This is a genomic window from Turicibacter sp. HGF1, from assembly GCF_000191865.1.
Taxonomy (GTDB): domain Bacteria; phylum Bacillota_I; class Bacilli_A; order MOL361; family Turicibacteraceae; genus Turicibacter; species Turicibacter sanguinis.
The window spans coordinates 41,434-54,460 of the sequence record NZ_AEXQ01000118.1; the positions used below are offsets into that span (position 1 = coordinate 41,434).

Annotated in this window: 10 protein-coding genes; 2 read left to right on the forward strand and 8 right to left on the reverse strand. The window is 33.7% G+C overall.

The annotated features are described in order from the left end of the window. Nucleotides 1–36 precede the first annotated feature (36 nt). From HMPREF9402_RS11770 to HMPREF9402_RS11805, 8 genes are all read right to left on the reverse strand, one after another. Nucleotides 37–1,101, reverse strand: coding sequence for a carbamoyl phosphate synthase small subunit (locus tag HMPREF9402_RS11770; RefSeq protein WP_006785115.1), 1,065 nt, complete (start codon nucleotides 1,099–1,101; stop codon nucleotides 37–39). Between the two features lie 14 nt (nucleotides 1,102–1,115). Further along, nucleotides 1,116–2,396 (reverse strand): dihydroorotase, encoded by a 1,281-nt coding sequence (locus HMPREF9402_RS11775; protein ID WP_009607444.1) that lies wholly within the window; start codon nucleotides 2,394–2,396, stop codon nucleotides 1,116–1,118. 49 nt (nucleotides 2,397–2,445) lie between these two features. Further along, nucleotides 2,446–3,324, reverse strand: coding sequence for an aspartate carbamoyltransferase catalytic subunit (locus HMPREF9402_RS11780; RefSeq protein WP_006785117.1), 879 nt, complete (start codon nucleotides 3,322–3,324; stop codon nucleotides 2,446–2,448). Nucleotides 3,325–3,425: 101 nt separating this feature from the next. Then, complete coding sequence (locus HMPREF9402_RS11785) at nucleotides 3,426–4,769, reverse strand: solute carrier family 23 protein (protein WP_006785118.1); 1,344 nt, start codon at nucleotides 4,767–4,769, stop codon at nucleotides 3,426–3,428. A 316-nt stretch (nucleotides 4,770–5,085) separates the two neighbouring features. Next, entirely contained in the window at nucleotides 5,086–5,724 is a 639-nt protein-coding gene (locus tag HMPREF9402_RS11790; RefSeq protein WP_006785119.1) for an HD domain-containing protein, read from the reverse strand. Between the two features lie 257 nt (nucleotides 5,725–5,981). Then, on the reverse strand, nucleotides 5,982–7,766 hold the full coding sequence (locus HMPREF9402_RS11795) for an aminopeptidase P family protein (RefSeq protein WP_006785120.1): 1,785 nt from the start codon (nucleotides 7,764–7,766) through the stop codon (nucleotides 5,982–5,984). A gap of 115 nt (nucleotides 7,767–7,881) precedes the next feature. Further along, entirely contained in the window at nucleotides 7,882–9,291 is a 1,410-nt protein-coding gene (locus HMPREF9402_RS11800; protein WP_009607436.1) for a DUF7309 domain-containing protein, read from the reverse strand. A 152-nt stretch (nucleotides 9,292–9,443) separates the two neighbouring features. Beyond that, on the reverse strand, nucleotides 9,444–10,235 hold the full coding sequence (locus HMPREF9402_RS11805; RefSeq protein ID WP_009607450.1) for a YidC/Oxa1 family membrane protein insertase: 792 nt from the start codon (nucleotides 10,233–10,235) through the stop codon (nucleotides 9,444–9,446). Nucleotides 10,236–11,121: 886 nt separating this feature from the next. Between HMPREF9402_RS11805 and HMPREF9402_RS11810 the strand changes: the two genes are divergently transcribed. After that, nucleotides 11,122–11,907 (forward strand): YidC/Oxa1 family membrane protein insertase, encoded by a 786-nt coding sequence (locus tag HMPREF9402_RS11810; protein ID WP_006785123.1) that lies wholly within the window; start codon nucleotides 11,122–11,124, stop codon nucleotides 11,905–11,907. 328 nt (nucleotides 11,908–12,235) lie between these two features. Then, on the forward strand, nucleotides 12,236–13,027 hold a 792-nt coding region (locus HMPREF9402_RS11815; RefSeq protein ID WP_006785124.1), incomplete at its 3' end, for a formate/nitrite transporter family protein.

Below are 13,027 nucleotides of genomic sequence, written 5' to 3' on the forward strand. Positions count from 1 at the left end.
TAAATTATTCTTCTCATCCTTAATCCAAAAAAGGGATTATTTTAAATTTGAAATGAATCGATCAAATAAGTAACTTGCATCATCTGGTCCTGGAGATGCTTCAGGATGGTATTGTACTGTGAATGCTTTATATGTTTTATGTGATAATCCTTCAACAGTATTATCATTTAAAGCAACATGAGTTACCTCTAAATCTGTCCCTTCAACTGAATCACGGTCTACCTCATATCCGTGGTTTTGTGATGTGATATGCACTTTATTTGTCAGTAAATCTTTTACTGGGTGATTACATCCACGGTGTCCAAACTTCATTTTCTTCGTATCTGCTCCATTTGCTAAGGCAAATAATTGATGACCTAAGCAGATTCCGAATAATGGGTATTTCGTTTGAATTTTGCGAATCATTGGTAAGGCCTCAACGACATCTTTTGGGTCTCCAGGACCATTACTTAATACGACTCCATCTGGATTTAACAATTCAATTGCTTCAGCTGTTGTATCGAATGGAACCACAACCACTTCGCATCCTCTAGCTGTTAATTCACGCACAATTCCTTTTTTTACTCCGAAGTCTACTAAGACAACTCGGTGCCCTGATCCTGGTGCTGTATAAACCATTTTGGTTGAAACATGCTCAACATGACGATTTAAAACAGGTGTTGCTTTTAACTTGGCCAAAATTTCTTCATCACTTAAGTTAATGTCAGCAATCATTCCGCGAATAGCCCCATGCTCTCGGATTTTGATAGTTAATGCTCGCGTATCAACATTGCAAAGTCCTGGAACTTTCTTTGCTTCTAAAAATTGACTTAATGTTTTTGTTTTACGCCAGTTAGACGGCACTTCACAATATTCTTTTACAATAATTGCAGATGCTGATGGTGAGAATGATTCGAAGTCATGATCATTAATTCCGTAGTTTCCAATAAGAGGATATGTCATCGTAACCATCTGACCAAAATATGATGGATCAGATAAAATTTCTTGATATCCTGTCATTCCAGTATTGAATACGACTTCTCCAATCACTGAATCTGTGCATCCAAATGCCGTTCCTAAAAATACTGTTCCATCTTCTAATACAAGCTTACGATTATACATTTTTAACCCTCCTGTTAGTTCATCTCAGACTCAATATAAACAATTTTTCCTTCTACTAAAGTCATGACTGGCCATCCCATTGTTTTATAACCAGTAAATGGTGTATTTTTTCCTTTTGATTTAAATGTTTTCGGATCAATCTCCCTCTCTTTATCTAAATCAATGACTGTAATATCTGCACTTACACCTATATTCAACGTTCCATATGGTAAGTCAAAGATTTGAGCCGGTTTAGTACTCATACAGTCAAGTAATTGTTTTAAACTCATTTTATTCGTCTTAACGAAGTGAGTGTAAAGTAGCGGGAATGCTGTTTCAAGTCCAACAATTCCAAACGGCGCTGTTTCAAGCCCCCACGCTTTTTCATCTTCATGGTGTGGTGCGTGGTCTGTTGCAATGACATCAATCGTTCCATCGAGAAGTCCTGCAATACATGCCGCACGATCTTCATCACTGCGTAGTGGCGGATTCATTTTAAAGTTTGGATCATCGTTTTGAATATCCATATCACATAAAATTAAGTGATGTGGTGAAACTTCAGCTGTTACATTAATACCTTGTGATTTTGCAAAACGAACTAACTCAACACTTTCCTTTGTACTGATATGACAGATATGATAATGAACTCCTGTCGCCTGTGCTAACATAATATCTCGTGCAATTTGTGCTGATTCACTAACTGATAAAATTCCACGATGTCCATTTGCCTTAGCATATTCTCCCTCGTGTAAATAACCGCCAAATAATAAACTATCATCCTCACAGTGAGCAACGATTGGTTTATTAACTGCCTTCGCACGTTGCATAGCTTGATACATTACACCAGCTTCTTGAATTCCTCTCCCATCATCTGAGAATCCTAAAATACTTGTATTTGATAATCCCTCAACGTCGACGATTTCCTCACCGCGCTCCCCAATCGTAATCGCTCCGTAAGGTAAAACACGTACCTTTGCACTTTGTTTAATTAAATTTTCAATATATGAAACATTTTCAAGTGTATCTGGGACTGGGATGGTATTAGCCATCGCTGCTATTGTGGTGTATCCGCCACGGGCTGCCGCTTCCGTCCCTGTTTCAATTGTCTCTTTTCTTTCATATCCCGGTTCTCTTAGATGAACATGTACATCAATTAATCCAGGTGCAACTAATTTTCCTTTTAAGTCATATACGGTTGCTGATGTTTCCTCAATATGATCAGCTATTTTTTTTATCATCCCTTTGTTGATTAAAATTTCAACTGATTCGAACTCACCGTGTTCATTAACACGTTTTCCATTTTTTAAAAGTATCATTCCAATCACTTCCTACTCAAAATTTGTAATCATATTCGCTCGATGACTTTTATCCTAATAAATGAGTTAAAACTGACATACGAACATAAACTCCGTTTTCCATCTGTTTAAAGATTCGACTTCGTTCACATTCGACGACTTCATTTGCAATCTCTACTCCACGGTTAAATGGTGCCGGATGCATAATAATCGCTCCATCTTTCATACGTTTTTCACGTTCTACTGTTAATCCATATTGCTGATGATACTCTTCTTTTGTTAAGCTCATCCCATTATCGTGACGTTCGTGTTGAACTCGAAGTAGCATGATAATATCCATTTCCTCAATCACTTCATCTAATGTTTCCCAATGGTACCCAACCTCCTGGAATTGTTCCGGTGCTACCACATGAACTTCCATTCCTAATCGATTCATCACTTCAATATTTGTATGTGCAACGCGTGAGTGAGCAATATCTCCAACAATTGCAATCTTTAATCCTTCAAATTCCCCATACTCTTGAAGGATAGTGAGTAAATCAAGTAATGACTGCGTCGGATGATTACCACTTCCATCTCCACCATTGAATATTGGAATGTTGAGATTTGGAATCAGTTCATCAAAGTAGTTATTTTGTGGGTGACGGATAACAACTCCATCTACTCCGATGGCTTCAAATGTTTTAACTGTGTCATAAAGCGTTTCTCCTTTTTGAACGCTCGAAGTTTCTGCCGTAAAATCTAATGTGTGGAGCCCCACTTTATGTTCAGCCATCGCAAATGAATACTGAGTTCTTGTACTTGGTTCAAAGAATAAATTTGCTACTACTTTGCCTGTTAATTGTGGTACATTCCCACCTTCAGCATATTGATTTGCTGTTTCTAAAATAGTCATAATTTCTTCAATCGTTAAATCAGATAATCGTGTTAAATGCTTCACTTGAGTCATTCTTATCACCTTTTTCTACAATATTTTTCCTTATTTTCTATATTTTTCTTGAAATTTGGTTATAAAAAAATCAGCACAAAAGCTGACTCTTTTATAAAAGACTAATTAGTCACAGTTGGTTTTGCCTTCACAACAGTAGAAGATACAGATTCTTCTGCTACTTCTAATTCACATTCAGTTGTTCTAGAACTTGGCCCGTAAGAAGCTTCTTTTTCAGGTAAGATTAAGTGTAAGATAACACCGATAATCGCAGCCAATGCCATTCCTGATAAAGTGATTTGTCCAATGTTAATTGTTAATCCACCGATTCCTGTGATTAAAATAACCGCACCGATAATCAAGTTACGTTGTTTTCCAAAGTCGATTTGATTATTGATTAAGACACGTGCACCTGATGAAGCAATAACTCCAAATAGTAAGATACTAACTCCACCCATAACCGCGCTTGGTACTGTTTGAACTAATGCTGTAAATTTTCCGATGAATCCTAGCGTGAAAGCGACAATTGCTGCCCCACCGATAACCCAAACAGAAGCTACTTTTGTTAAACCAATAACTCCAGTATTTTCACCGTATGTTGTATTTGCTGGTCCGCCAATGAATCCAGCCATAAATGTTGCAACCCCATCCCCAATTAATGTTCGATGTAATCCAGGATTTTTTGTTAAGTCTCGTCCAACGATTGTGCCAAGAACTAAGTGATCTCCGATATGCTCTGTAATGGTTACAATTGCAACCGGAATCATAATCGCTGCTACTTCTAAGCTAAAGACTGGCTTTGAATGTAAAAAAGCAAAGCTTGGAAGTTCGAATAGGTTCGCCTGTGCAACTGGTGTGAAATCAACTAAGTTAAAGCACACCGCTGAAATATATCCTGCTACAATTCCACTAAAGATTGGGAGTAGTTGTAATAATCCTTTTGTATAAGTTGACACGATAACGGCTGTTAGCAATGTGATTAATGCAACTACGATATGTTCTGATGCCATATTTACCGCAGTTCCTGCTAAACTTAATCCGATAACCATAATTGTTGGTCCGATAACAACTGGTGGTAAAATTTTATTTAACCAATCAGTTCCGACAAATTTAATGATGACCGCAATAAACATATAAACTAACCCAACCATCATTAATCCGCCCATCACGGCCCCATAATTAGCTCCGTCTGCTACTCCTGTTGCACTTAATGCTAAAGCTGCTGTAATTGGAGCAATATACGCAAATGATGATCCTAAATAGACTGGTGATTTTCCTTTTGTTACAAAAATATAAAATAAAGTTCCAATTCCTGATGAAATTAAAGCTAAACTTACTGGTAATCCTGTTAAAATTGGGACCAAAACTGTTGATCCAAACATGGCTAAAACGTGTTGAATACTTAATGCAATCCAGTGTAATGCTTTTGGTTTTTCATGGACATCTAAAACTAACTTCTTTTCCATAATAATCACCCTTCTTTTCTTTTTTAGCTTTATTTTTTCTGTATAAGAATTGGCTTAATCTTCAATCCACCTTCAACGAGCAGATGCTCGATGAAGCCTTTTATTATACAAAAAAATCCCCTTTTAGCTTATAGGTAGGCCAAAAGAGGATACACGAGTTCCATTAAAGGAAGATATAAAATATCTATTATCTATTAACGTGTTCTTCTCAGCCTCACGGGACCGAATTAAAGCTTTCTTGGTTATTATAGGAGAATTCTTTTAAAATGTCAACAATTCCTGAACGACAAATACATGTTTCGACAGAAAAACGTTTTTATACAAAAAACCATTCACTTAAAAATTCTTTAACAAATGACTCCATTACTTGATGACGATGGTTGGCAATTTCTTTTGCCGTCTCTGTATTCATTAAATCCTTTAATTTAAATAATTTTTCATAAAAGTGATTAATTACTGTTCCTTGATGTGCACGATACGCAGCCTCATCTAAAAAATCTACGGGTTCAATATCTTCATCGAACATTTTAGAACCTTTTGCTCCACCATACATAAACGTACGACCGATCCCAATTGCTCCAATTGCATCTAAACGATCAGCATCTTGAACAATTTGGGCCTCTAAAGTTTTAACAGCTTCTCCATTCCCCCCTTTATAAGAAATATTTTCAATTATATAAAAAATTTGCTCTAACTCAGACTGTGTACATCCAATCATTTGTAAAAACAAAAATAACTTAGCTTTTTGAGCAACAACATCTTCAAATAATTTCGCATCAATCACATCATGAACTAATGCCGAAATTAAAATAACACGTTCATTTCCTCCTTCTCTTTTAGAAATATGTTTAGCGATTCTAGAAACACGAAGGGCATGATCAATACTATGTCCACTCGAATCCACGCCTAACTCACTTTCTAAAAATTCAACGATACGATCAAAAACTTGTTCCATCATACTCACCGGCACTTTCTTAGTTGTCTTTTAGTCTTTCATTATAACATTTCATCTTTTAGTATTCTCAACTATTCACTATCTAATTTTTACTAATCCATCTACTATATAATTATAGGTAATATTTTAATGATAATTTTGTTTTTATTATAAATTATTAAATAATACGCCCCACTCTAAAACGATAAAAACCATCTACTCCTTCTACTATAGTTAAAAAAAAGACTAATTTCCCGAGAAATTAGTCTTTTCCTCATTTATTTTGTTAAAGGTTTTGTTTGTTCGACTAACCACTCTAATTCGCGTCCTTCTAAATTAGGTGATAAAACGTCTAACACTTTTTGATGATACTGATTTAACCATGCTAATTCTGATTCTGTCATTAATGTTACATCAACCGCTCTCGTATCAATCGGGAAGTATGAAATAGTTTCAAATTCATAAAACTCACCATATTCTGTTGCATTACGTTCTACAACTAATAACGTATTTTCAATACGAATTCCGTGACGACCCTCCTCATAAATTCCTGGTTCATTCGTAATCATCATTCCCGGTTTTAATGGAACAGTTTGCGTTAATCTAAACCCTTGTGGACCTTCATGAACCCCACCGAAATAAGAAACCCCATGACCTGTTCCACAACGATAGTCTAATCCATACTCCCAAATTGGTTGACGAGCTAAAATATCAAGATTTCCACCTGTACATCCTTTTTGGAAGACTGCTTTACACAGATTAATATGTCCTTTTAAAACAAGTGTGTAATGTAATTTTTCTTCATCAGTCAACTCACCAAGCACAAAAGTTCTTGTAATATCCGTCGTTCCATCAAGATATTGCCCTCCTGAATCAATAAGCAGGAATCCTTTTTTATCAAGTTTCGTACAATTCTCTTTCGTTGGATTATAATGCATCATAGCTGCATTTGCACCGTAAGCAACAATAGCCCCAAAACTTGAACCATAATTTAATGGTTGACGGCTTCTATGAACTTCTAAAATTTCACGCACATCGAATTCAGTTAATCCCGCTTCTGAGTCTAGCTTTTCATAAATCTCGCAAACCGCACCAACTAACGCTACGCTATCTTTTACTTGAGCATTATGTGTATTTTCAATCTCAACTTTATTTTTAACAGCTTTCAATTCATTAACGATATCATGTCCATCAATCACTGTTACCTCTTGTTTCTTCGTTAAAATATCGTATAAATAATAGTTCATTGAATCAACAGGACATAAAATAGAACCACTTAATTGATTTAACACCTCATCAATTTGAGCGTAATCTTTCAATGTCACACCATTTTCAGTTAGATACGTTTTAACATCTTCACTTAAACGATGATTATCTACAAATAAGTAAGCTTCATTTTCAAGTACTAAGCCATAAGAAACGACAAGCGGATTGAATAAAATATCATCACCTCGAACATTAAATAACCAAGCAATACTTCCAAGTGCTGTTAAAACATAACCATTGGCCGATATTTTTTTCATTTCCTCGCGTACAATGCTCAACTTTTCATGACAACTATATCCTGTATACTGAGTTTCATGAACAAATACATCTGTTGATGGAATTGCCGGACGATTTTCCCAAACAGAATCAAGTAAATCTTCATCGACTTTAAGTTTAAGATGTTTAGCTTCAAACGCCTTTTTCATCTCTTTAACAGTCGCAACAGATAATACTTTCCCATCAAATCCTACTGTATCTCCTTCATTCAACACACTAACTAAATACTCATTAATAGTTGGAACGCCCGGTTGTGCCATCTTAAACAGCTTAACCTCACTTCCTTTTAACTCATTTTCAGCTTGAATGAAGTAACGTCCATCTGTGAAAAGTCCACTCTCATCTAATGTAATCACAAGTGTCCCCGCAGAACCTGTAAATCCCGACATATACGCACGACCTTGCCAATGTGTCGCCACATATTCACTTAGATGTGCATCAGAACTCGGAATCACATACGCGGATAATCCATGATTTTTCATCATATTTCTTAATAAATTAATTTTCTCATTCACGTTCATTATTTTCGCTCCCTACTAATCAAATGATAAACTACGATGATTGTAACATGCTTTAACCTTCTCAAACAGTAATTTTTGGAAAAATAATAAAACGACAGTACCTGTCGTTTTATTATTATAAACAATTGTTAATAACTAATAACAAAGAACGATATTTTGGAATGATTTCATCTTCTCCTAAAACACTGATAAAATGATTTAAAACAGCAGCTGCATCCAGTAATAAATTAAGATCTAATTGTTCGGGAAGAACATGTAAACAAATATCTTTTACTGCATCGGATGTCCATTCATTTGGAATTTGATCCTTAATAGTATACATAGCTAAAACAAACGTCTGAGTTATCACTTTATAGTGTTGTTGCTGTGAAGGCGATAGGTCATCTAAAGCTTGTTGCGTCTGTAATGTATCTGTAATTTGTTCTACAAAACTAACTAATTTTTCTTCATCTGTCATTTCTTCACTTTCAATCGCTTTAGGTTCATTTGCTGATGTTTGTAACTCTTCAAAAATATATTCTGCAAATTCGTGAGCTCTTAAAACGTGTGGATTTAATGTTAGCTTAACATCAATTTGGTGACAAAAATCTTCAAGTAATGCATAAGTATCTTCATCTTCAGCGACAATTTCGCATGGTCTGAGTTTAAGTTCAAGTAATTGTTTTCCAAACTCATTAATCGTATCCGTTAAATAAAGGGCTGCCGTTTCCTGAATATCTAGGAAAAACAATTGGCCTTCTTCAGAATCCACAAAGGCTGTCACCAACATATAGAAAGGTTGCTTTGAGTTTTCTGATACAACCGGAGTTGGTAAGTAAAATTGAATGGCTTCTAATGTGACGAGTAACTGAGGCAATTTTTTTAAGCGATAGGCGAGTAAATCATTTTGAAAAATTGTTTTTTTAGTTGAGACACTTTTGCGGTATAGACTCGCATCCACAAACTTAGATTTCCAACCTTCATCTGTATGATAACGCATATAATACTTTGCATCATAAATTTCAGGAACCTTTAACACCTTTTGAAAACAAAGCTTAGACACCACTATAGCTTGTTCTATCGCCTTCGTTAAAAAACGGCATTGCCATCCATCAGTTAAATACCAAGAGTAAACGCCTGGATGATGATATCTGAAGCGTGGAAACTGATTTTTTCCCTTAAAATCATATCCAAGTAATATTGCTTGTTCATCATCGACATCTGTCATGTTTTCCGAATTTTCGAAACTAACTGTTAAACAATTACGTTTCACTTCACTTTTCATAAAGACATGATCCATATAAGCTAAACTTGCTTTATCATACAAATATCGATATGATTGATAACCACTTGGACCTAAATACACAGATAATGAGAAATGTTCGCCCATCATTCCCATAATACTACAAAATCCATCAATATCCCTTTCATCGTCATGAATAATAAATACCTGAGATGCATACATCCACGTCCACGGCTTTAAATCTCTAAACGCAATAGCTGCTTCATAAAGACGATGTAGCTCAATATTCGTGATATTTCCCATCTAAATTCACCCTCTCCTCGACTAAAACTAATCATCCTTAGTAAATAATATGTCGTTACTCGAAGAATCATGTTAAATTTTACAGAGGTAAAAAAACAAAAAGTGACTTCAACTAGCTTAAGTCACTTAAACACTCAGTTTATATGTATTGTTTATTGGTTAGAAGTTGATCTTTTTACAATAAAGAATTGAATAATTTGCATCACGGACCCTGTTAAAAAATAGAGTCCAAACGCAAATGGAGTCGCTATTGTAATCGAAAACATGGCAAATGTCATATAATAAGTCATTACTTTCATCATCATATTACTCGTTTTATTTTGTTGCGCAGACGAATTAGTCATCATACTCTTATTCATCAAGCGCTGAGAATAAATTGAAAGCCCCGCTACAATAAGGGCCAAAATCCAGTTAGCCAGTTGTACTGTGGCACCTAAATTAACCCCTAAAAATTCAGATGCAGCTGCATCTTTAATTAATGGATGACGAGAAATTGCCTGGTAGAATGCTAAAAAGACTGGCATTTGTAAAAATGGCAAAATACATCCCATCATCGGATTAAAATTATATTTTTTATAAAGATCCATCATCTCAGTTTGCATTTTTACTTGAGATGCTTGATCTGTTTTATTTTCATATTTCTTTTGAATCCGTTGCATCTCTGGCTGAATCTCTTGCATAATAGCTGAAGTCTTATTTGACTTCAAATATAATGGCATTAAAACTAACCGAACAATAGCGGTAGCTAAAATAATCGCAAGTCCCAAATTTTGATTTAATAAGTTATATAAAAATGTAATGAATGTTGCTAATGGTAATACAAAGACCTTATCCCATAGACCGGATGCCGTCTCAGGAGTAATAGATTTAGTTGAAATAGAACACCCCGTCATCAATCCTATCGCTAAGATTAAAGATACAACTAAACTTAACTTCTTTTTCAAAAAATTCCCCTCTTTCTAAAACTTTGCAACAATTTGGATAAATATCCGATTAAAAAATTCTCTCTTCGAATCAATCTTTTTAAATACTATAGCATTAAAGAATAGCTAACCTCGTCGAATAATATCTCTTGTTTCAATTTAATAAAAAATATTTTCCAACTCATAAAGATATGACCGTCATTTTTTCTATTAAACACTTTAAAAGTAAAATCGACTATATCTTCAGTTAAGATTTATGAATACCAAACCATCATGAACGCTAAAATCCATTTCATTTTTCTAAGCTTTTTAAATTACCACTTTTACCTACAACTAGAATTTATCAAATAAATAATTTGTCCTTCTATCTCCATTCATTCTAATTGCTATGAGAATCCATAACCTCTGATTTAAAAAATTCATGGTATCGCTTATCATTTGATTTTTCTAACATTAAGCTACCATCTATCTAGGATTCCTTCATAAAACTATCCTCAACTCTCATCAAAAGCAATCTATCTCATTCTTATCCCTAAATTAGAAAATTTTTAAGATATTTTTTTAAAATAAAGAATATGAGTAATCATTTATAATCAAAATAATAATGAAAAAAAAATAATCGTTAAAAATTCTAATAATTATAATTTTATATCTAAATAAAATTGCTTCTAATTTATGTGTTTTTTTCATTAAAAGAATTTTTTATAATGATAACCCTTCATTTTTAAAAGTTTTTTTACACAATTTTTATTGAATTAGCCCTTAAATTCACTTATAATACTCATTATTGTAAGTATTTAATATAATTATGGAAAGTTTAGAATATTGTTGGTTTTGACTTGGTTTTGATAATTAATTGACTTAACAATATATCAATAAACACTACTAGGGGAAAGAAGGTATTCACTTGAAAAAGAAATTAGGTCTAACATTAACATTGGTTTTAGCTGTTGGATTATTATCAGGATGTAGTATTTCGCAAGTTCCAATTACATCTGAAACAGCATCTGGTTTATGGGACAAGGTCTTCGTATTACCATTAGCAACATTCATTACATTTTTATATAACATATTAAGCCAAAACCTAGGATTTGCGATTATCCTGGCGACTGCAATTATTCGTTTAATCTTAATGCCATTATATTCAAAATCAAATAAATCAATGGCTGTGATGCAAGAAATCCAACCGGAGATGCAAAAAATTCAAAAGAAATATGAAAACAAAAAAGATCAAGCTTCTCAAGCAAAAATGCAAACTGAGATGATGGATCTTTACAAAAAATACAACTATAACCCAATGATGGGATGTATTTTACCATTCTTACAAATGCCAGTCTTCTTAGCATTCTACCAAGCAATTTCTCGTCATCCATTAATTAAAGATGCGGCTGCAGCGGAATTCTTCGGAATTAACTTAGGAGCAACTGGAACAATGCCTAACTATATTTTGGCATTCATTGTAGCTGGATTAACGATTCTTTCTCAACGTATGATGAATAAGAACATGGCCTCTAGCGCTCAACAAAACCAAACAAGCAATATGATGATGAAAGTTATGACTTACTACTTCCCATTTGCAATGTTCTCAATCACAATTGGAACACCATTTGCATTTGGATTATACTTCTTAACTGGACAAATCATGACGATTGTTCAATACTTAATTTTCAAAAAACCACAAGCGAAAAAATAATTTTATTTTAGATAAGTTAATTTAAATAAAATCATATTTTTTAAAAGAGAAGCACAAAAAAGTGTTTCTCTTTTTTTATATAATAAATTCCTTCTGTGTATAACTCTTTTACAAATTAAAATACTAGTTAATATATAATAAATATTCATCCTCATATATCAACTAAATTTTTATGTAAGAAATTATATGAAAACGTAAATAAAATGAGTGATTAGTAAAGAAAATAGATTTTTTTTCTTGTCGAAGAGAAGTTAAATTTGTAAAATAGGAAAGTAATACTTTATATCTGATATCTTTTAAAAACAAAAAATATTATGGAGGGCACAATATGCAACAACCACGTATGTTATCAGCAAAAGAAATTGCGAATGAAGTCGTTGAAGTAAGTAAATACAAAGTATCTAGAAAAAATAGTGTTGTTTTAATTTCTGGTATGCTAGCTGGATTATTTATCGGCTTAGGATATACAGTTTATTTACTAGTTTATGGTCAAATGTCAGACCCTTATGTAGGTAAAGTTGTCGGTTCATTCTTATTCCCAATTGCTTTAATTTTAATTTTATTAACGGGAGCAGATTTATTTACTGGAAATACATTAATTGCTAAAGCATGCTTTAAAAAAGAAGTTAAAGTAAGTGCTTATATTAAGAATTTAGTACTAGTTTGGGTCGGTAACCTATTAGGTATTTTATGTGCTATTGGATTACTATACGGGGCTCGTTTATTTACAAATGGTGTTAGTCCAACGGTTGCAGAAAATATTATGCATATTGCTGAAGTAAAAATTCATACACTTTCAACATCAGAAGTTTTCTTCCGTGCAATTTTATGTAATATCTTAATTGCCGGTGGTGTATATGTATCTTATGCAGCCAAAGATGTAACAGGAAAAGTTTTATTAAATGTTATCGTTGTTGCAGTCTTTGCTTTAATGGGTGTAGAACACTGTATTGCTAATATGTTTGTTTTAGGAATGGGAAAAGTTTTAGGTGCTGATATTACGTTTGGTGGTATTGGATGGAATTTATTCATTGCTACTATCGGGAATATTGTTGGTGGATTTATCATTGCTATTCCATACTACTTTAACTTTATTCACGCATATAAAAAACAACAAGTA

Excerpts from the sequence above, each read along its gene's own strand:
- HMPREF9402_RS11770 (WP_006785115.1), bottom strand. The coding sequence starts at position 1,101 with ATGTATAATCGTAAGCTTGTATTAGAAGATGGAACAGTATTTTTAGGA.
- HMPREF9402_RS11775 (WP_009607444.1), bottom strand. The coding sequence starts at position 2,396 with ATGATACTTTTAAAAAATGGAAAACGTGTTAATGAACACGGTGAGTTC.
- HMPREF9402_RS11780 (WP_006785117.1), bottom strand. The coding sequence starts at position 3,324 with ATGACTCAAGTGAAGCATTTAACACGATTATCTGATTTAACGATTGAA.
- HMPREF9402_RS11785 (WP_006785118.1), bottom strand. The coding sequence starts at position 4,769 with ATGGAAAAGAAGTTAGTTTTAGATGTCCATGAAAAACCAAAAGCATTA.
- HMPREF9402_RS11790 (WP_006785119.1), bottom strand. The coding sequence starts at position 5,724 with ATGGAACAAGTTTTTGATCGTATCGTTGAATTTTTAGAAAGTGAGTTA.
- HMPREF9402_RS11795 (WP_006785120.1), bottom strand. The coding sequence starts at position 7,766 with ATGAACGTGAATGAGAAAATTAATTTATTAAGAAATATGATGAAAAAT.
- HMPREF9402_RS11800 (WP_009607436.1), bottom strand. The coding sequence starts at position 9,291 with ATGGGAAATATCACGAATATTGAGCTACATCGTCTTTATGAAGCAGCT.